This window comes from Leisingera sp. ANG-DT, from assembly GCF_000813785.1.
Lineage (GTDB): Bacteria > Pseudomonadota > Alphaproteobacteria > Rhodobacterales > Rhodobacteraceae > Leisingera.
In genome coordinates this window covers 269,380-287,623 of the sequence record NZ_JWLE01000005.1, presented here as the reverse complement: position 1 = coordinate 287,623, position 18,244 = coordinate 269,380, and the positions used below count along the sequence as shown (strand labels likewise).

General features: G+C 62.3%; 18 protein-coding genes. 6 read left to right on the top strand and 12 right to left on the bottom strand.

Features of this window, described 5'->3' with window-relative positions; genetic code table 11:
• Nucleotides 1-2 precede the first annotated feature (2 nt).
• Together RA21_RS06630 and RA21_RS06625 are read right to left on the bottom strand one after the other, a co-directional pair.
• A complete protein-coding gene (locus RA21_RS06630; protein ID WP_039147458.1) occupies nucleotides 3-1,136 on the bottom strand; it encodes an alkane 1-monooxygenase in 1,134 nt (377 codons plus the stop codon).
• 84 nt (nucleotides 1,137-1,220) lie between these two features.
• Complete coding sequence (locus RA21_RS06625) at nucleotides 1,221-2,285, bottom strand: A/G-specific adenine glycosylase (protein ID WP_039147457.1); 1,065 nt, start codon at nucleotides 2,283-2,285, stop codon at nucleotides 1,221-1,223.
• An 84-nt stretch (nucleotides 2,286-2,369) separates the two neighbouring features.
• On the opposite strand from RA21_RS06625, the gene RA21_RS06620 reads away from it, so the two are divergent.
• Together RA21_RS06620 and RA21_RS06615 are read left to right on the top strand one after the other, a co-directional pair.
• On the top strand, nucleotides 2,370-2,897 hold the full coding sequence (locus RA21_RS06620; RefSeq protein WP_019297604.1) for a DUF721 domain-containing protein: 528 nt from the start codon (nucleotides 2,370-2,372) through the stop codon (nucleotides 2,895-2,897).
• Nucleotides 2,894-3,565 carry a DsbA family protein gene (locus RA21_RS06615; RefSeq protein ID WP_039147456.1) on the top strand — a complete coding sequence of 224 codons (672 nt, stop codon included), beginning with the start codon at nucleotides 2,894-2,896 and terminating at the stop codon, nucleotides 3,563-3,565. Before RA21_RS06620 ends, RA21_RS06615 begins: the two co-directional genes overlap by 4 nt.
• Before the next feature lie 79 nt (nucleotides 3,566-3,644).
• Here the strand turns inward: RA21_RS06615 and lpxK are convergent, their stop codons facing one another.
• From lpxK to RA21_RS06590, 5 genes are all read right to left on the bottom strand, one after another.
• On the bottom strand, nucleotides 3,645-4,646 hold the full coding sequence (gene lpxK / locus RA21_RS06610; RefSeq protein ID WP_039147454.1) for a tetraacyldisaccharide 4'-kinase: 1,002 nt from the start codon (nucleotides 4,644-4,646) through the stop codon (nucleotides 3,645-3,647).
• A complete protein-coding gene (locus tag RA21_RS06605) occupies nucleotides 4,633-5,826 on the bottom strand; it encodes a 3-deoxy-D-manno-octulosonic acid transferase (protein WP_039147804.1) in 1,194 nt (397 codons plus the stop codon). Before RA21_RS06605 ends, lpxK begins: the two co-directional genes overlap by 14 nt.
• Nucleotides 5,827-5,939: 113 nt before the next feature.
• The gene (locus RA21_RS06600) at nucleotides 5,940-6,743 is read right to left on the bottom strand and encodes an inositol monophosphatase family protein (RefSeq protein ID WP_019297608.1); all 804 of its coding nucleotides are present in this window, start codon (nucleotides 6,741-6,743) and stop codon (nucleotides 5,940-5,942) included.
• The gene (locus tag RA21_RS06595; protein WP_039147451.1) at nucleotides 6,730-8,076 is read right to left on the bottom strand and encodes a TldD/PmbA family protein; all 1,347 of its coding nucleotides are present in this window, start codon (nucleotides 8,074-8,076) and stop codon (nucleotides 6,730-6,732) included. Before RA21_RS06595 ends, RA21_RS06600 begins: the two co-directional genes overlap by 14 nt.
• Nucleotides 8,077-8,198: 122 nt before the next feature.
• Nucleotides 8,199-9,722 (bottom strand): DUF2125 domain-containing protein, encoded by a 1,524-nt coding sequence (locus RA21_RS06590; RefSeq protein WP_039147449.1) that lies wholly within the window; start codon nucleotides 9,720-9,722, stop codon nucleotides 8,199-8,201.
• A 135-nt stretch (nucleotides 9,723-9,857) separates the two neighbouring features.
• Here RA21_RS06590 and RA21_RS06585 point away from each other — a divergent pair, with 135 nt between their 5' ends.
• The 3 genes from RA21_RS06585 to RA21_RS06575 are packed head-to-tail and all read left to right on the top strand — an operon-like array spanning nucleotide 9,858 to nucleotide 11,898.
• On the top strand, nucleotides 9,858-10,607 hold the full coding sequence (locus RA21_RS06585) for an SDR family oxidoreductase (RefSeq protein WP_039147803.1): 750 nt from the start codon (nucleotides 9,858-9,860) through the stop codon (nucleotides 10,605-10,607).
• Nucleotides 10,604-11,215 carry an enoyl-CoA hydratase/isomerase family protein gene (locus RA21_RS06580; protein ID WP_019297612.1) on the top strand — a complete coding sequence of 204 codons (612 nt, stop codon included), beginning with the start codon at nucleotides 10,604-10,606 and terminating at the stop codon, nucleotides 11,213-11,215. The genes RA21_RS06585 and RA21_RS06580 overlap by 4 nt, the downstream gene beginning before the upstream one ends.
• Nucleotides 11,212-11,898, top strand: a complete 687-nt coding sequence (locus RA21_RS06575; RefSeq protein WP_039147802.1) for a VOC family protein — start codon at nucleotides 11,212-11,214, stop codon at nucleotides 11,896-11,898. Before RA21_RS06580 ends, RA21_RS06575 begins: the two co-directional genes overlap by 4 nt.
• On the opposite strand, the gene RA21_RS06570 is transcribed toward RA21_RS06575, so the two are convergent.
• Complete coding sequence (locus RA21_RS06570; protein ID WP_019297614.1) at nucleotides 11,895-12,188, bottom strand: HNH endonuclease; 294 nt, start codon at nucleotides 12,186-12,188, stop codon at nucleotides 11,895-11,897. The genes RA21_RS06575 and RA21_RS06570 overlap by 4 nt on opposite strands.
• Before the next feature lie 68 nt (nucleotides 12,189-12,256).
• Here RA21_RS06570 and RA21_RS06565 point away from each other — a divergent pair, with 68 nt between their 5' ends.
• On the top strand, nucleotides 12,257-13,456 hold the full coding sequence (locus RA21_RS06565; protein ID WP_039147447.1) for a TIGR03862 family flavoprotein: 1,200 nt from the start codon (nucleotides 12,257-12,259) through the stop codon (nucleotides 13,454-13,456).
• Here RA21_RS06565 and RA21_RS06560 read toward each other — a convergent pair.
• The 4 genes from RA21_RS06560 to leuS all read right to left on the bottom strand — a co-directional run bounded on the left by RA21_RS06560 (nucleotide 13,429) and on the right by leuS (nucleotide 18,187).
• The gene (locus RA21_RS06560) at nucleotides 13,429-14,019 is read right to left on the bottom strand and encodes a glutathione S-transferase family protein (protein WP_039147799.1); all 591 of its coding nucleotides are present in this window, start codon (nucleotides 14,017-14,019) and stop codon (nucleotides 13,429-13,431) included. The genes RA21_RS06565 and RA21_RS06560 overlap by 28 nt on opposite strands.
• Before the next feature lie 76 nt (nucleotides 14,020-14,095).
• Nucleotides 14,096-15,124, bottom strand: a complete 1,029-nt coding sequence (gene holA, locus RA21_RS06555) for a DNA polymerase III subunit delta (protein WP_039147446.1) — start codon at nucleotides 15,122-15,124, stop codon at nucleotides 14,096-14,098.
• Nucleotides 15,121-15,636: an LPS assembly lipoprotein LptE gene (gene lptE / locus RA21_RS06550; protein WP_039147444.1), complete on the bottom strand. Its 516-nt coding sequence runs from the start codon at nucleotides 15,634-15,636 to the stop codon at nucleotides 15,121-15,123. The genes holA and lptE overlap by 4 nt, the downstream gene beginning before the upstream one ends.
• On the bottom strand, nucleotides 15,623-18,187 hold the full coding sequence (leuS, locus tag RA21_RS06545) for a leucine--tRNA ligase (protein ID WP_039147441.1): 2,565 nt from the start codon (nucleotides 18,185-18,187) through the stop codon (nucleotides 15,623-15,625). Before leuS ends, lptE begins: the two co-directional genes overlap by 14 nt.
• Nucleotides 18,188-18,244 lie beyond the last annotated feature (57 nt).

Sequence of the window (18,244 nt, the reverse complement as noted above, 5' to 3'; positions counted from 1 at the left end):
CCTTAGCGCGGCATCGGGTTCTGCGCCTTGTTATAGGCGTGCCAGTCGGTGATTTCGGGATAATACGTCTGCCGCCAGCGGCGCACCCGCGGGTTCATCACCCGCCGCCACAAGGGCGGGATCATCGCGGCAATGGTCATTACCGGATAGCCGTATGGCAGCTGCGGTGCGTCAGCCTCGGTGTAGTTCTGCAGCAGCGGAAAGCGGCGGTTAGGCTTATAATGGTGATCTGAGTGGCGCTGCAGGTTGATCAGCAGCCAGTTCGATGCCTTGTGCGCCGCGTTCCAGGAATGGCGCGGCTGGACCGGCTCGTATTTGCCCTCGCCCAGGTGTTTGCGGGTCAGACCGTAGTGCTCGACGTAGTTGACCACTTCCAGCTGCCAGATCGCGGTGCCTGCCTGAACCAGGAAGAGGAGGACACCGGTCAGACCGCCGAGCATCAGTGCCAGCAGCAGCATTGCGGCCTGCAATGCCCAGTAGCGGAAGAACGGGTTGGAGCGGTCGGTCCAGGGGCGGTTCTTCTTGGCAAGTTTCTCTTTTTCGGCTCGGAAGGCAGAATGCCAGCATTGCCGCAGCACCCGGGGATAGAAGCGGTGGAAACCCTCGTTGTAGCGTGCAGTGACCGGATCGCGGGGGGTGCCGACGTAGCGGTGGTGCACCAGCAGATGTTCGGAGCGGAAATGCGAGTACAGCACCATCGCCAGAAGAATGTCCCCCAGCCAGCGTTCCATCCGGCTGGACTGGTGCATCAGCTCGTGGCTGTAGTTGATACCGACGGCGCCGGTCACAACGCCGACGCCGAAGAAGGCTGCGAATTTCTCGAACGCGCTTAGATGTTCTGCACCGCTGACGTACCAGATCAGGCCGAACAGCGTGATGAACTGCAGCGGCACCCAGGCCGCGGTCAGTGCCTTGTACCACTTGAGATCGCTGTCCGGTGTTTCCGGGTCGGCGTTTTTCAGATTGAGCCCGAACACCCCATCCAGCACCGCAAACAGGTGCCAGGTCACGAGTGGCGGCAGCAGCAGCGCCCAGCCGCCCTGCAACGCCGCGATCCAGACCAGCGGCAGCAGCAGAAATGACATCCAGAACGGCAGGGCGCTTTGCCAGCGGGAAAGAGTTTCGGGGGCAATCATGCCAGGTCTCCCAAATCAGTCAGCGCGCGTTTGGGGAAACCCTATGCTCAGACATTTGAAAACCCAATAGGGGCAGGGGGTAACCTAGCGGCCTTTGTATAGATCGAAGGCTTTGCGCATCACCGTGGGCAGGCTGGAAGGGCGGAAATGGTGGCGTGAAATCAATTCCTGTTCCGCATTTTGATTGAACCCGCCAGGCAGTTCTGCGGTCATGACACGCAGGATCAGGTGAAAATGGGTGAAGGTGTGCCGCACTTCTCCAGCCAGTTCCTGCCAATCTGCTTCAAAGGGCGGGTTCGGGACGGGCGCATCGCTCCAGTCCGAGCCGGGCCAGCCCAGCATGCCGCCCAGCAACCCCTTGTCCGGCCGCCGTTCCAGCAGCCAGGTTCCATCGGCGGATTCCGCCAGATAGACAATTCCTTGCCGGGTGGGTTTGGGTTTCTTTGGTGTCTTCTTGGGCAGTTCAGCCGCTGTTCCGGCAACGCGGGCCGCGCACGGGCCGCGCCAGGGGCAAATGCCGCAGGCCGGGTTGCGGGGGGTGCAGATGGTGGCGCCCAAGTCCATCACCGCCTGCGCGTAATCGCCGGGCCGCTGCACCGGAGTGAGCTCTGCTGCACGGTCTTTCAGCACCGGTTTGGCACCTGGGAGCGGGTCGTGGATGTCGTGAACACGGGCCATCACCCGCTCCACATTGCCATCCAGCACGGTCTCAGCCCGGTCAAAGGCGATGGAGGCGATGGCCGCAGCGGTGTAGGGGCCTATGCCGGGCAGCTTGAGCAGACCCTCGTAGCTGTTTGGGAAGCTGCCGCCGTGATCCTGTGCCACCGCGCGGGCGCATTTCAGCAGGTTGCGGGCGCGGGCGTAATAGCCGAGGCCGGCCCATTCGCTCATCACGTCTGCGTCTTCCGCGGCGGCCAGGTCCAGCAGCGATGGCCAGCGGCTGGTGAAGCGCAGGAAGTAATCGCGCACTGCGGCGACAGTGGTTTGCTGCAGCATCACCTCGCTAAGCCAGATCCTGTAAGGATCCGGGCGGATGCCTGCAGCGCGGCTTGCCGGACCTACCCGCCAGGGCATCTCGCGGGCATGCACGTCATACCACGCGAGCAGTTCTTCGCTCATCGTGGCGGAATCGCTCTTTAAGTCACGCATTCGTTATTCCTTGGGCGGCGGTTTGGCTGGCGCCTGCATAACCGCTCTTTACAATAGGGCGGGCAGTCGAGCAAAACCTAGATCATGGCATTCAGGCGCAGCACCACACGCGGGTTCTCCCGGACCTCCAAGCTCCTTAGCGAGCAGATCCGCAAAGCGGGGGAAAGCCGCGGATTCGCGGTGTCCCGGCTGCTCACCCATTGGGAGGAGATCGCCGGGCCGGATATCGCTGCGATGGCGCGTCCAGTGAACATCGGCTACGGGCGGGGCTCTTTTGGCGCGACGCTGACGGTTCTGACCACCGGGGCCAATGCGCCAATGCTGGAAATGCAAAAGGAACGCCTGCGCGAGCGGGTGAATGCGGTCTATGGCTTTAACGCCATTTCCAAGGTGCGGATCACGCAAACGGCACCGACGGGATTTTCCGACGGCCGCGTGGAATTCAAATATGCCCCCAAAGTGCAAGCGCCGCTGCAGCCGGATCCGCAGGATGCGGCAGAGGCCAGCAAGGCTGCCGAAGGGGTGGAAAACGATGATTTGCGCGCCGCCTTGGAACGCCTGGGGCGCAATGTGCTGACAAAACAGAAAACGCAAGGAAAGGGGTTCAAATGACCCGTTTGATGTCTGGTGTCTTGGCCGCGGTTGCGGTGGTTGCGGGCGGTTATGCCCTGTCGGGTTTGGGCAGCCAGAGCAATCTGCCTGCAAACCCGCTGGTCGGCGCGGCGGTCGCACAGGAAGCAGAAGTAGACACCTCAACCATCACCGAAATGACCCTGGGGGCGGAGGATGCGCCGGTCACGCTGATCGAATATGCCTCCTACACCTGCCCGCACTGCGCGAATTTCCACAACAACACCTTCAAGCAGTTGAAAGCGGATTACATCGATACCGGCAAGGTGAAGTTCATTTACCGCGAGGTCTATTTCGACCGCTATGGGCTGTGGGCTTCGATGATTGCGCGTTGCAGCGGACAGGAGAAATTCTTTGGCATTTCCGACCTGATCTACAAAGGGCAGTCGGAATGGGCGCGGGCCGGCGGTGCACCCGAGATCATTGATGAACTGCGCAAGATCGGCCGCCTGGCCGGTATCGAAAACGACCAGCTGGAGGCCTGTTTGCAGGACGGCGAGAAGGCGCAAACTCTGGTGACCTGGTATCAGGAAAATGCGACTGAGCATGGGATCGAATCCACCCCGTCCTTCATCCTGAACGGCGAGAAAGTTTCGAACCAGTCCTACGACGAGTTCAAGAAACTGCTGGATGCCGAACTGGAAAGCTGAGCGGCAGTAAGCTGATAAGCAAAAGCCCGGGCCATGTGCCTGGGCTTTTTTGTTTGAGCAATTGCTTTCTTTTCGGCGGTCAAGGCGCAGGAGCAGCTGCTTTCAGCATGTCTTTCAGGCTTTCGTCACGGGCGATCTGCAGGCGGACAGGCAGAGTGATCACCTTGGATCGGAAACTGTCCGGCAGACGGACGGCGTCTTTTTCCGTTGTGACCAACTGGGCGTTCAGAAGCTTTGATTCATTGTCCAGCCGGTTCAGCAGCGCCGGGGTCAGCGGCTGATGGTCATCCAGCGCCTCGGCCCGGGCTATTTCGGCACCAAGGTTGCGCAGGGTGCTGAAGAACTTCTGCGGATGGCCGATGCCGGCAAAGGCCAGCACGCGGGTGCCGTTCCAGGGCATCCCGGTCTGCAACGGTTCCAGCGCGCCGGTGAAATGCGGCAGCCCCTGCAGATGGCTGCCCCAAACGTCCGTGAATGCTTTTTGGGCGGGCTCCGGCCCCAGCGACAGCACCGCGCCGGCGCGTTTCAGCCCTATGGCAACCGGTTCGCGCAGCGGGCCGGCCGGCAGGCAGCGGCCGTTGCCGAAACCGTGCTGGGCGTCGACCACAACAAGTGACAGGTCCTTGGCGACCGCAGGGTTCTGAAAGCCATCGTCCAGTACAATGACCGTCGCCCCGGCGTTGGCTGCAGCGCGGGCGCCCGCGGCGCGGTCCTTGGCGACCCAGACCTCGCCAAAGGCTGCCAGAAGCAGCGGCTCATCTCCCGTTTGTGCTGCCTTGTGCTTTCCGGGCATCACATGCACCGGCCCCTCCAGCGTTCCGCCATAACCGCGGGTGACCACATGCGGATCATGGCCAAGGCTGCGCAGGGCTTCCAGCAGCCAGATCACGGTTGGCGTTTTGCCAGTGCCGCCGGCATTCAGATTGCCCACGCAGATAACCGGCACACCGGGTGCAACCGGATTACCCTTGGACAGACGGGAGGCAGTTGCACGGGCATAGGCCCAGCCAAGTGGTGCCAGCAGGGCGGATCGCAAGTCAAATTCCCCCGGCAGCTTGTGCCAGAAATCAGGTGCCCGCATTTGTGTCCTCGCGCTGGTCAAGAAGGCTCTGGATCTTCTCCAGTAGTGTGTCAGTGGTTGCAGCGCTTTCGGTGACGCTTTGCCAGCCGGCCAGGGCCATTTCGGCGGCTCTGTCTGGAGCTGATAAGGCAACAACGGTGTCTGACATCTCGTTGTGGGTCTGCACCTGAACCGCGGCACCGGCCTTGGTCAGCCTGTCATAAAGTTCACGGTGCGCGTGGATGCCGGGGCCATGCAGCAGCGCAGAGCCCAGAGCCGCGGCATCCAGGGGGGATTGACCCTGGGCAGCCGGATCGAGACTGTTTGCGAGCAGGGCGACCGGTGACAACCGGTACCAGAGGCCGAGGTCCTCGCCGCCGGTGAGCAGAACCTGGTTGAAGTCTTCAGGCTCTCCGCCGTTTTCCCAGTCGGCAAAGGACAATCCGCTTTTCTGCAGCAGGCCGCGGGCCGCCTCCAGATCCGCAATATCGTCCAGCGCAACGACCAGCAGCAAGCGGTGCAGCAGACGCAGGGCATTGCGGTGAGCGTCCAGAACGCGGGACAGTTCATTCAGTTTGACGTGGGCCGCAAGCCAGACCGGGCGGCTGCCCAGGGTCTGCTGCATGGCGGCCAGTTCGTCGTCGTTGCACCCGGGCGGAATGGCCGATACGCGCAGCTTGCCAGCCACTTCCAGCCGTTCCGCGGGAAAGCCCAGCCTGATCAGCCGGTCCCGCACAGTTTTGGATGGCGTCAGGATACATGTCAGCCCTTCCAGCATCCTGCGGCGCTGATCCGGCAGCCAGCGGCTGGTGCGGTGAGGCATTTCAGCGTCAAGAAGATCGGCCAGAAGTACACCGGTTCCCTGGTCACGCAGATGCCGCAGCAGGGTCCGGCGGGCTGGCGGGCCTGTCCAGATACAGGCATCGGGCCGCCAGTGCGCCACGAATTCGCGGGCTTCTGCCAATGTGTCCTCCGCCAGCGGGCCAACTGGAATGTCGCAGCCGACAGTGCCGGTCAGTCTCAGATCAGGCTCCCAGCTGGCCAGCACAGAGAGGTCCGGGCGCAGGGTTTTGAGACGGCGGCCTATGTCGCAGAGCGCGAGGTAGCGCTCTGGTGTTGTCGCGTGCACCCAGAGCACTTCACCCTTTGGACGGGGTTGCAGCACCGCAGAGCGGCTGGAATTTGTGCTTCGCCGTTGCATCTGTTTCGATTTGATTTTTCCGGCCAAAGGTAGCTGCAACATGCGGGTTTGTCTGTGAAAAGTTTACGTCCAGCCATTGCAGGACAGCTGAGACCGCTTAAGCCGGGGCAGGTTTAATGTCCAGCGATGCCGGGGCCTGCCGGGTCCAGGGCTGCGATAAGCGCCGTGTGCAGAGACGTATTTCCGGCAACCACGCCGTTCAGGCGGGGATGCGGGTTGTTGAAGCGCAGGGGCTTGCCTGACCTGTCTGAGATGGTGCCGCCTGCCTCGCGCACCAGCAAATCGCCGGCGGCAATGTCCCATTCCCAGCTGGGGCGCAGCGTCAGCATGGCCCCGAACCGGCCGTCGGCCACCTTGGCCAGCCGGTAGGCCAGCGAGGGCCGGTAACTGCGGATGAATGCAGGCGGAGTGCCACCCTGCCAGTGGTGCGGTTGCAGATTTGGCTTGGCGGCCAGAACCTCAGTATCTGCAAGTTCTGCCGCAGCCGAGATCCCGATCGGGCTGCCGTTGCAGGCTGCACCCTTTCCCTTGGCGGCAGTATACATAAGCTCACGTTGCGGCAGAAAAATCACCGCAGCCGTGACCTCGCCTGCTTCGGCAACCGCGATGGAATGCGCCCAGGTGCGGGAACCTTCGGCAAAGCTGCGGGTGCCGTCGATCGGGTCTATGATGAAAACCTTCTCGCGAGTCAGTCGGGCTGGGCTATCTTCGGTCTCCTCCGACAGCCAGCCGTAGCCGGGCCGCGCTTGCTGCAACATGTCCTCGAGCATGGTGTTAACGGCCAGGTCGGCTTCGGTCACCGGACCCGCACCGCCTGGCTTGTCCCAGCGCTTGGCGTCGGGACCAGTGTAGCGGCACGCAATGTCTCCGGCCTGTTCCGCCGCTTTTACAAGCAGGGATAGGTCAGTTGCCGGCAAGGGTCATTCCTTCGACCAGAAGCGACGGCACCACGGTGGACAAATGCGTGCGCGCGTCGTTGGCCGGGATAATCCGGCGCAGCATATCGTGCAGGCTGCCCGCGATAGTGCATTCGTTGACCGGATAGGCAATCTCGCCGTTTTCCACCCAGAAACCGGATGCGCCGCGGGAATAGTCGCCGGTGTTCGGGTTGATGGTGGAGCCGATCATCGAAGTGACCAGCAGGCCGGTACCCATCTGTGCGATCAGGTCTTCACGGCTGGCATCACCCTGGGTCAGCGCGATGTTCCAGGTCGAGGGGGAGGGCACCCCGCCGATGCCGCGGGCGGCGTTGCCGGTGCTGTCCAGCCCCAGCTTGCGGGCGGAGGCGAGGTCCAGCGTCCAGCCGGTCAGCACGCCGTTGTCCACCACGGTGCGTTTGCGGGTCGCCAGCCCCTCGCCGTCGAACGGCCGGGAACCGGAAATGCGCGGGCGGTGCGGGTCCTCGATGACAGAGAGCGTTTCTGGCAGAACCTGCTGATCCAAGCAATCTTTCAGCCAGGAGGAGCCACGGGCAATTGCGGCGCCATTGGCGGCCGACATCAGGTGGCCGATCAGAGAGGAGGAAATGCGTTCGTCGAACAGGACCGGGAAACTGCCGGTCTTGGGCTTGCGGGCGCCCAGCCGGGCGACCGCGCGCTCACCTGCAGTGCGGCCAATCTCTTCAGCGCTGCGCAGATCAGACTGGAAGGTACGGGAATCGCCGTCGTGGTCCCGCTCCATTCCTGTGCCGGTGCCCGCGATTCCGGTGCAGGACAGGGACCGGCCAGTGCGCTGATAACCTCCTGAGAAACCATTGGTGGCTGCCAGATGCACCACATGGCGGCCATATCCTGCGGCCGCGGACTGCACCTGAGTGATGCCGTCCACCGCCTGACAGGCGGCTTCGGCGGCAAGCGCGTCCTCTTGCAGGGCTGCCGGCTCAGGCTCGCCGCTCGGGTCTTCCAGCTCCAGCGCAGCCAAATTCCAATCCTTCGCAAGCTGAGACGGGTCAGCGAGGCCTGCATAAGGGTCTTCCGGTGCTTCCTTAGCCATGGCAACGGCGCGTTCGGCCATCGCTGCAATGGTTTCGGGCCGCATGTCGGAGGAGGAGACCAGCGCCTGGCGCTTGCCTATAAACACCCGCAGGCCCAGATCGGTGCCTTCGGAGCGTTCCGCGTGTTCCAGCTTGCCCTCGCGGACTTCGATGCTGAGAGAACTGCCCTCAGCGGCCATGGCGTCGGCGGCATCTGCGCCGGCCTTGCGGGCGGCGTCGATCAGGGCGTGGCAAAGCGCTTCGGGGGACTGGGTCATGGGCACCTTCTGTTCTGCTCTCTAAAAGAGCTATCCAGTGCAGCGCCATGCCGCAAGTGCGGGGTGCAAAAAAGGGGCCGCGCCAGGCGGCCCCTTTCGAGATCCGGTTCGGGATTTGACGGTTATTTGATGCGCTGGCCGTTGGCGAGCACCTGGCCGTCTTCGGTGACTTCGATCTTGGAGGTCAGGGTGTCCTCACCTTCGCCAGGGACTGCCAGCATGCCCATCATCATCCGCGCTCCCATAGCGTCGCTGTCGGACATCAGGCCCATGCCAATCAGCTTGTCAATCAGGGTGTTGGCGCCGACCAGTTTGAGGTTGGCCTCACCTGCCGGTGCCGGCATGCCGTCAAAGCTGGTCAGGTCTTCGTTGTTGAAGGTGAAATCACCGGTGCCGGTCAGCTCGGCGCCAGCCGCCGAGACCTGCAGTTGCTTCACGGTCAGCGCGTTCAGCTCACCCGGCTGTTCCTCACCTTTTTCCACGGCTTCCATGGCTTCCGGATCGAACAGGTCAAACAGCACCTTGCCCTTGCCGGCCAGGTCCAGAATGACGGTTGCCGGGTCATGCGGCAGCTGGCCGGTCGGGTCGACCATGCCCCACAGCATTTCCGGAACTGCAAAGTCGCGCAGGGTCACACCCAGGGCAAAGTCTTGCTCTTCTTCGGACTTGGCCAGCGGCATCATCAGTTTGAAGCCGGTCTCCGCCATGCTGAGCGCCAACGGGAACGGGATTTCGGAACCGGAAATGTTCACGTTGGTTGCAACCTGCGACACATCGTAGGTCAGGTGCTGCTTGTCCATCGAAACGGTGAAAGCACCACCTTGGGAATTGCTTTCCATGGCGAAGCTTTCGCTGCCGTCCACGCCAGAGAGGGAACCATTGCCACCGGTGAAGGTGAAGGTGCCGTCGAAGGCAAAGCCGGCTTCCAGCAGCGCGGCCATGTCGGGGCTTTCCAGCCCGTCTGGAACGGTGCCGGTACCGGTGAAGCTCAGGCCTTGCAGGGCGCCTTTGAACGCACCTGTGCCGTCGCCCTCGGGATCGTTGAAGCCCATGTCATAGCTGAGGCTGGAGGCGGTCATGGTCTGGTCGTAGCTGCGCCCCTCTGCAACCTTCATGGTGCTTTTGGTGGTCACGTCGTTCATTACGACCTGAACTTTCGCCACTTCTGCAGGCACAGGCTCGCCGTCCGCAGACAGTTCATCCAGCGTCATGGTCACCGTGGAGGAGCTGTAGTCATAGCTCATGTTTTCTGCATCACCTGCGACTTTCATCGGCGAGCCGTCGTGCGCATAGATCAGTTTGCCTGCAAAGGTTTCGCCGTCGCCGGAAAATTCAAAGCCCATCGGGAACTCGGCAGGCAGCATGACATTGACGGTGCCATCGCCGTTCTCAACGAACTGGATTTCCGGGAAGCTGATGGTGCCGGAGCCGTCTTCTTCGGGGATCGGCATGGCCATCGACACATCGGAAACGGTCAGGGTGCTGCCCGAAACGGCCTCAGTCCCGGATACGGTGTATCCGGTGCTGGTCAGATACGCCTTCCAGTCGGCCCAGACGTCCTGGGCGCTCAGATCGGCGAGGGCGCCTTGAGCGGAAACAACCAAAATTGCCGCTGCGGCACCGCCGCGCGCAAAAATTACGGACATTAGAGAACCTTTCTCTGAGAGATAATTGAACGCATCGTCGGCCCGGCGGGCGGTGCCGTCAAGGGGGCCTTGGGCTGGACCGTTCCCCCTAACCGCTTTACCACTTGGGTTATCAGTCACTTGGAGGTTGCGGGCATGGAATTCAACGGAAAAACAGTTGCAATTACAGGCGCCAGCCGCGGCATCGGGGCGGATGCGGCCCGTGTTTTTGCCGCTGCTGGCGCCAATCTGGCATTGCTGGCAAGGAGTGCGGGCGCACTGCAGGACCTTGCGGATGAGATCGGCAAAAATGTGCTGACATTTGCATGCGACGTTTCTGATTACGCTTCCGTGGAGGCCGCATTGGGCAAGGCAAATCAGGAATTCGGCAGCCTGGACGTTCTGATCAACAACGCGGGTGTAATTGAACCGATTGCCAGGCTGGAGGACGCTTCGCCTGAAGATTGGGGTAAGCTGATCGACATTAATCTGAAAGGTGTGTTCAACGGGATGCGGGCCGCGCTGCCGCTGATGAAGCCGGCGGGCGGCGGGACCATAATTACCGTCAGCTCGGGCGCCGCGCACCGGCCTTTGGAGGGGTGGAGTGCCTATTGTTCGTCGAAGGCAGGCGCGGCGATGCTGACCTCTGCGCTCGACCTGGAAGAACGCGGCAATGGCATCCGAGCCATGGGCCTGTCGCCGGGTACAGTCGCGACCCAAATGCAGCGCGAGATCAAGGCCAGCGGCATCAACCCGGTGAGCGAGCTGGACTGGGAGGATCATATTCCGGCTGAATGGCCGGCCCGGACCCTAATGTGGATGTGCAGACCGGATGCGGATGACTGCATAGGTCAGGAAGTCTCTCTGCGAGAAGACAGCATCCGCCAACGGGTGGGCCTGGTATGATCGGGCTGGAGATCGCGGAAAACGGTCTGTGGACTGTTACCATCAACCGGCCGGACAAGGCGAACTCGCTGACAGAAGCGATGCTGACGGAACTGGCGGAAATCGCCGAACGCGCGCAGGAGGCCCGCGGGCTGATCCTGACCGGAACCGGCAAGGTGTTCAGCGCCGGGGCCGACCTGGACGAAGCGCGGGCGGGCCTGGCGACCTCGCCGGTATGGGAGCGGCTGTCGGCGGCAATGGCTGCTGTTCCCTGCCTTAAGGTGGCTGCACTGAACGGTACCTTGGCGGGCGGCGCCAATGGCATGGTGCTGGCTTGCGATATCCGCATTGCGGTGCCGTCGGCCAAATTCTTCTACCCTGTGATGAAGCTTGGCTATTTGCCACAGCCTTCGGACGCGGGCCGGATGGCAGCACTGATCGGGCCTGCCCGGACCAAGGTGATCCTGGCGGCCGGGCAGAAGATCATCGCGCAGGAGGCATACGACTACGGCCTCGTAGACCGGATTGTGGAGCCTGAGGCCTTGCTGGAAACGGCGGAGGACATGCTGGCACACTCGCTGGAGGCCAAACCGGAAATTGCGGCCGGGATCCTTAGGATGTGCCGGTGAAGCGGCTGTCCGGACTTCAGTTGCAGGTCGAAGACCCTGAGCGGTTGGCTGCATTTTATGCGGATGTGTTTGGCATGGAAGCGCGGGTTGAAGGTGAGACCTGGCGGGCCGGGTATGCGGGTGAGGATGCGGATCTGGTATTGCTGCCTGGCGGCACACGGGCTCCGCATACGCGCGATGAACGGTACTGGAAGATCGGTATTTGCCTGCCCGATCTGGACATTGCGTGTGAACACCTGCGGCAAAAGGGCATTGAGGTGTCAGCGCCGCATCAGTTCCGCGACATTGGCTATATGGCGCATCTGCACGATCCCGAAGGATTTTCGGTAGAACTCCTGCAGCATGATTTCCAAGGCAACCGGCCAGACGGCGCTGGTGATCCGGCGCTTCCGCTGGGCGGCGGTGCGCATGTCGGGCAGATCACTTTGCGGACCGGAGACATCGCGGCTGAGCTTGCCTTGCGTGCCGACATGAAACTCTTGTCAGTTCAGGATGTAGCGGAGTTCGGATTTGACTTGCATTTCCTTGCCTTTACCGAAGAAACGCCGCCAAACCCGGATCTGCAGTCCGTGGCGAACCGGGAATGGCTGTGGCGGCGCTCCTATACAACGCTGGAGTTCCAGCACATTCCCGGGGCGCAGTTTCGCGACAGCCCGGCCTTCATGGGGGTTGAGGTCAGTTAGCGCTTGCGCCGTTTGCCGGGCACGCGGGAGCGGAATTCGGGCGGGCGTTTCCGGATCCAGGCGATGAATTTCGCCAGCCGGGGGTGGGCCTGCAGCGCTTCCGGAGTGTTGAAGTCGCGGGCCAGCTCCGCCTCGGTCAGCGTGGCGTGAATCTCGCGATGGCAGATGTCATGCAGCAGAACGGTTGGTCCGCCCTTGCCTCCTTTCAGTTTTGGGATCAGATGGTGCAGGCTTTGCGGCGCGCCCTTTGGGATTGGGCGGCCGCACAGCGGGCAGTTCGGATCAGACATGCACAGGCCTCAGCTGGTTTCGTGCGGGCACTAGACACGTCGGCGGCAAGGGCTGGCAAGGGGATGGCATGACAGAGGCGTGGGACGCTGTGGTGATCGGAGCCGGGCCAGCCGGGCTGATGGCTGCCGAAGAACTGGGCCGCGCCGGGCACCGGGTGCTGGTGGCTGAGGCCAAGCCGTCAGCTGCCCGAAAGTTCCTGATGGCGGGCAAATCCGGTCTGAATTTGACCAAGGACGAGCCTTTCGAGCAGCTGATTGCATCTTATGGAGAGGCCGCGGACTGGCTGGCGCCGATGATCCAGGCCTTTGATGCGCAGGCAGTACAGGCCTGGGCGCAGGAGCTGGGGAGCGCGCTGTTCACCGGCTCCACCGGCCGGGTGTTCCCGACGGTGATGAAAGCATCGCCGCTTTTGCGGGCCTGGCTGGGGCGCTTGGGCGGGTATGGCGTGCAGATTCGTACCCGCTGGCGCTGGGCCGGTTGGGACGGCGCGGCTCTTGTATTTGAAACACCAAGTGGTTCGGTGCGGATTGAGGCAGGCGCTACCGTTCTTGCGCTTGGCGGCGCAAGCTGGGCGCGGCTGGGGTCGGACGGGGCGTGGCGGCCGCTGTTGCAGGAACGATCAGTAGAAGTTTCGCTATTCAAGCCTGCCAATGCCGGGCTGCTGGTGGAGTGGTCCAGGCATATGGCACCGCAATTCGGCCAGCCGCTTAAAGGGATTGCGCTGCGGGCGGGTGGCCAGGTTTCGCGCGGTGAAGCGGTAATTTCGCAGCGCGGGCTGGAGGGCGGCGGCATCTATTCCGTCTGTGCCGCAGTGCGGGAGGGTGCGGTGCTGCATATGGATCTGTTTCCGGATCTGGAAGAGGCGGAAATCGCCCGCCGCCTGTCGCGCCAGCGTGGCAAGGCGAGTTTCACGAACCACCTGCGCAAGACCTTGAAGCTGGCTCCGTCAGCTGTGGCGCTGCTGCAGGAATTCGGGCGACCGCTGCCGCAAGAGCCAGCGGCACTGGCGCGGTTGATCAAGGCGCTGCCGGTGAAACACGCAGGTTTGCGCCCGATGGACGAGGCGATTTCGACCGCGGGCGGCGTTAGCCGCGATGCTGTGGATGGCAACCTGATGCTGAAACAAATCCCCGGAACTTTCTGCGCCGGGGAGATGCTTGATTGGGAAGCCCCGACGGGCGGTTATTTGCTGACCGCCTGCCTGGCGACTGGGCGCTGGGCGGGGCGGGGGGCTGCGGATTATTTGGCCAGTGCCGCAACCCGCTGAAACGCAGGGCGTTCCCGCATCCGTTTGCCGTAGTCCTGCAGCTTTTCACCCTCGACCGGAAACTTGGCGCTGCGCGCCCAGTTCAGGCAATGGGTGCAGATGATATCGGCGATGGTGAACTCTTCCCCCATCAGGAAGGGGCCGGCCATTTTGTCTTCGAGACGGGCCAGGTTGTGGGCGAATTCCCACTTCAGGCTGCCTTTCACTTCCGGCACCCGCTGCTCCTCAGGCAGGATGAAGCTGTGCCGGGCCGCGGCCCAAAGAACGGCGTCGATCTCGTCCAGCAGGAGATGGGTCATTGCGTCCTGTCTTGCGCGCGCAATCGTTCCCGCAGGAGCCGTCAGCGCGCCGTGTTTGTCAGACAAGTAGGTAAGAATGGCTGTGGAATCGGTGATAACTTCACCTTCAGCCTGAAGCACTGGCACCTTGCCCGAGACATTCAGCGCCTGCACTTCAGGGCTGCGGGGCCCATGCAGGTTCAGCTGATAGGGCTGCCCAAGCTCCTCGAGCGCCCACAGCACCCGGAAAGTGCGGGTGAGAGGGGTGCCAATGACCGTATACATCATTCTTCTCCTGTTGGTTCCCGTCCAAGATGGGCAGCAACAGCGGGAGGATCAAGCAGGACGGAGCGTTGGCAGCTCAGCGGGCGCGGCTGAGCATGGCAAGCCGGATCAGGGCGCGTTCCATCAATGCCAGCGCTGGGGCAGTCTGCCCGGCAGAGCGCAGCGCCAGATCGGTGTCGGTAATGATCGTCAGCGCTGTTTCCAACCGGTTTGCGCCCCAGTTTTGCGCCTGCCGCAGCATCCGGTCGCGGCGTTTGCCATAAAGCGGCGGGCGCAGCTGGCCGATGCCCTGGGCCGGGCCGCCGGGTGCCGAGGCAATGGTGTAAAGCGTGCGGAAATGCCGGGTGGCACCAATGCAGAGGGTTACGGCGTTGGTGCCCTGCGCCTGCAGACGGCGGATCAGCGGTCCGATTTCGGGGCTGCGGCCCTCAGCCACCACATTGAGCACGTCATCCAGCGCAGCTTCGGTTGATTGCGGGGCCACGGCGCCGATGTCGTCCAGTGACAGCGGGCTGCTGTCGCCGTGCTTGTAAAGCGCCAGCTTCTCGATCATGCGGGAAAAGTCGCCGGGGCCGATGTCATTGGCGATGTCGGTCAGCGCCGACATGCTGTCGCCGGGCACGTCGCGGATGCCAGCCTCGCCCAGAATGCGTTCGATCTCGGCACGCGAAGGCGGGTCGTCGTAAATGCCAACCGCATAGGCGTTGCTGTGGCCCTCAAACGCCTTGCGCAGCTTGGAGGACGCTTTCAGCTGGCCTGCCGTAACCACGATCTGGGCGTCGCCGAGCTGCCATTCTTCAAGCGCTGCAGTGATTGCGGGGGTGGCTGTGTCATTTGCGCCCTCGACAAACACCGCACGGACACCGGGAAAGAACCCGACCGCCTTGACCGCGTCCAGCAATTGCGCCGGATCTTTGCGCAGGTCGCTGCCGGGCAGGCGCGTCAGGCGCATTTCTTCTTCTGCGCCGGGGCCAAGCAACGCCGCCAGCACCTGCTGCCGCTTCAAGGACACGCGCATTGCGTCGGCGCCATAGATCAGGATGCCGGTCTTGCCCGGATCCGGCTTGGCGAAATAGCCGTCCGCTTCGCGTGGTGAGAGCTTCATTCAGCCGCAGCGGAGAGATCCGCGGTTGCCAGGATCTGTGCGGTGATCTGATCGGCCAGTACGGCCATAAGCCGTTCATGCGCATCCCGTTCCCCGGCCAGTGTTTCCACGGTGGAACCGGTAGCAGAGTAACCGGTGAAGTTCCGAACTGTGCCGCTGGAGGTGACCTTGCCATCCGAAAGACGGGTCAGCGAATACGCTGCGGTGCCGATCACCGAATACCGGGTGATCTCATTGTCCGCTGTGATCGCTTGCCCCTCTTCCCGGGTGCTGAGTGTCAGGTCCAGCTTGTACGCGGCACCACTGCCGCGGCCGAGCCGTTGTTCCAGGTTCTGCACGAGAAAATAGGCATCAGAGCCGCTTGCGCCTTTGATTTCTTCCGGTGCCTGCACTTCGATATTGTCATGCAGTTCTGCCCCGGTTCCGCCGGGGGCGTAAACCGGAGTGAAGCCGCAGGCCGCTGCCACCAGGGGCAGGGCCAGCAGCAGGGTTCTGCAGTTAAGCAACGACATTCACAATCCGGCCTGGCACCACAATTACCTTTTTCGGCGCGGCGCCATTCAGCGCCTTCTGCACAGCTTCGTGTGCCAGTGCAAGTTTTTCAACCTCGGCTTTGTCCAGATCCTTGGCGACTTCGATTTCGCCGCGGCGTTTGCCGTTGATCTGGATCGGCAGGGTGACTGTGTTCTCGACCAGCATCGATTCGTCGGCAACAGGCCAAGGCGCGGTGGCGCAAAGGCCCTCGCCGCCCTGATGGTTCCAAATGTCCTCCGCCAGGTGCGGGGTCATTGGCGACATCAGCTGCGCAAGCGTCATGATCGCTTGTTTTTGAATCTTGGCGCTGGCTTTGGATTTGGCGAGCGTGTTGGTGAAGGCATAGAGCTTGGCAATTGCAGCGTTGAAACCGAAGGAATCAACACCCAGGGTCACGTCCCGGATGCACTTGTGCATCTCGCGCAGCAATTCTTGGTCGCCTTCACCAGCCGCTTCCGGGTCCATCTCCCCAATACGGTCGCACAGGTTCCAGACCCGGTTTAGGTGCTTGTAGGCCGCCTCAGCGCCTGCTGCGGTCCATTCCACGTCACGCTCGGGCGGGGAATCAGACAGTACAAACCAGCGCGCGGTGTCAGCACCGAAGGACGAGATGATGTGCAGCGGGTCCACCACGTTGTTCTTGGACTTGGACATCTTGGCGGAGGGTATGATTTCTACCTCTGTGCCGTCCTTTAGGAAGCCCTTGCCGTCGCGCAGCTCCACTTCCTCGGGGTAGTGGTAGACCGGGCGGTGGTTTGAACCGGTGGTCTTGTAGATTGCGTGGGTCACCATGCCCTGCGTAAACAGCGCATCAAACGGCTCGATGGATTTCTCCGGCAGGTGACCGCAGATCTGCATCGCGCGGGCAAAGAAGCGCGAATAGAGAAGGTGCAGAATCGCGTGCTCGATGCCGCCGATGTACTGGTCGACGTTCATCCAGTATTCGGCCTCGGCCATGTCGGTGGGGGTTTCTGCGCGCGGAGCGGTGAAACGGGCGAAATACCAGGAGGAATCGACGAAAGTGTCCATGGTGTCTGTTTCGCGTTGCGCAGGCTTGCCGCAGGACGGGCAGGCGCAGTTGCGCCAAGTCGGGTGGCGGTCCAGCGGGTTGCCGGGCACTGAGAAATCAATGGCCTTGCCGTCTTCGTCATAGGGCAGTGCGATCGGCAGGTTCTCTTTCTTTTCCGGCACCACGCCGCAGTCTTCGCAATGAACTACCGGAATCGGGCAGCCCCAATAGCGCTGGCGGCTCAGGCCCCAGTCACGCAGGCGGTATTTGGTGACGCCCTGGCCCCAGCCGGCCTTTTCGGCGAAATCGACAGTGGCGTTGATCGCCTCTTCGCCGGTGGCCTCGGTCAGACCCGCAAAGTGATCAACCCACCGCACCTTTTCGGTTTTCGCCGGTACAAAGGCTTCAGTTTCGACAGGTGTGCCGTTGTCCAGCGCAAAGAACGCGTCGACGACCGGCAGATCATACTTACGGCAGAAATCCAGGTCGCGCTGGTCATGCGCCGGGCAGGCAAAGATCGCACCGGTGCCGTAATCCATCAGGATGAAGTTGGCGATCCAAACCGGCAGTTCCCACTCCGGGTTCAGCGGATGCTTCACACGGATGCCGGTGTCATAGCCCAGTTTCTCGGCGGTCTCGATGGCTTCCTCAGTGGTGCCGCCCTTGCGGCACTCGGCGACAAACGCGGCAACCTCGTCCGAGTCGGCCTCCAGCGTCTTGGCAATCGGGTGATCAGGAGAAATGCCAACAAAAGACGCACCATTCAGTGTGTCGGGGCGGGTGGTATAGACTTCAATCGGCTCGCCGCCATCAGTGCGCTCAAACGAGAACTGCAACCCGCGCGATTTGCCGATCCAGTTTTCCTGCATCAGGCGGACCTTGGCGGGCCAGTTCTCCAAGCTGTCCAGCGCTGACAGCAGTTCTTCGGAGAAATCGGAAATCTTGAAGAACCATTGGGTGAGCTCGCGCCGCTCCACCAGAGCGCCGGACCGCCAGCCGCGGCCGTTCTCGACCTGCTCGTTGGCAAGCACGGTCATGTCGATGGGGTCCCAGTTCACCACCGCATTCTTGCGGTAGACAAGGCCCTTTTCCAGGAAGTCGAGGAACAGCGCCTGCTGCTGGCCGTAATACTCCGGATCGCAAGTTGCGAACATGCGGGACCAGTCCAGGGAAAGGCCCAGCGGTTTCATCTGCTCGACCATCGTGTCGATGTTCGAATAGGTCCAGTCCTTGGGGTGCCCGCCAGAGGCCATCGCGGCGTTTTCTGCCGGCATGCCGAAGGCGTCAAACCCCATCGGGTGCAGTACGTTATGGCCGGTGGACAGCTTGTAACGCGCGATCACGTCGCCCATCGTGTAGTTGCGCACATGGCCCATGTGCAGCTTGCCCGACGGATAGGGGAACATCTCCAGCACATAATACTTGGGCTTGCCGCCGGTACGCTTCGCCTGGAATATTCCGGCCTCGTCCCAGGCCTTCTGCCATCGTGCTTCGATTTCAGGAGCTATGTAACGCGGCATCAGAGCTGTCCTTTGCATGAAAACGCCGGGCTTCGGGCCCGGCGCTTCTGATAATGG

Coding starts and splice junctions, on each gene's coding strand:
- RA21_RS06590 (WP_039147449.1), bottom strand. CDS start 9,722: ATGTCCGTAATTTTTGCGCGCGGCGGTGCCGCAGCGGCAATTTTGGTT.
- RA21_RS06565 (WP_039147447.1), top strand. CDS start 12,257: ATGACAGAGGCGTGGGACGCTGTGGTGATCGGAGCCGGGCCAGCCGGG.
- RA21_RS06605 (WP_039147804.1), bottom strand. CDS start 5,826: ATGCAACGGCGAAGCACAAATTCCAGCCGCTCTGCGGTGCTGCAACCC.
- RA21_RS06580 (WP_019297612.1), top strand. CDS start 10,604: ATGATCGGGCTGGAGATCGCGGAAAACGGTCTGTGGACTGTTACCATC.
- leuS (WP_039147441.1), bottom strand. CDS start 18,187: ATGCCGCGTTACATAGCTCCTGAAATCGAAGCACGATGGCAGAAGGCC.
- holA (WP_039147446.1), bottom strand. CDS start 15,124: ATGAAGCTCTCACCACGCGAAGCGGACGGCTATTTCGCCAAGCCGGAT.
- RA21_RS06570 (WP_019297614.1), bottom strand. CDS start 12,188: ATGTCTGATCCGAACTGCCCGCTGTGCGGCCGCCCAATCCCAAAGGGC.
- RA21_RS06595 (WP_039147451.1), bottom strand. CDS start 8,076: ATGACCCAGTCCCCCGAAGCGCTTTGCCACGCCCTGATCGACGCCGCC.
- RA21_RS06630 (WP_039147458.1), bottom strand. CDS start 1,136: ATGATTGCCCCCGAAACTCTTTCCCGCTGGCAAAGCGCCCTGCCGTTC.
- lpxK (WP_039147454.1), bottom strand. CDS start 4,646: ATGCGGGCACCTGATTTCTGGCACAAGCTGCCGGGGGAATTTGACTTG.
- RA21_RS06620 (WP_019297604.1), top strand. CDS start 2,370: ATGGCATTCAGGCGCAGCACCACACGCGGGTTCTCCCGGACCTCCAAG.
- RA21_RS06585 (WP_039147803.1), top strand. CDS start 9,858: ATGGAATTCAACGGAAAAACAGTTGCAATTACAGGCGCCAGCCGCGGC.
- RA21_RS06625 (WP_039147457.1), bottom strand. CDS start 2,285: ATGCGTGACTTAAAGAGCGATTCCGCCACGATGAGCGAAGAACTGCTC.
- RA21_RS06615 (WP_039147456.1), top strand. CDS start 2,894: ATGACCCGTTTGATGTCTGGTGTCTTGGCCGCGGTTGCGGTGGTTGCG.
- lptE (WP_039147444.1), bottom strand. CDS start 15,636: ATGTCGTTGCTTAACTGCAGAACCCTGCTGCTGGCCCTGCCCCTGGTG.
- RA21_RS06560 (WP_039147799.1), bottom strand. CDS start 14,019: ATGTATACGGTCATTGGCACCCCTCTCACCCGCACTTTCCGGGTGCTG.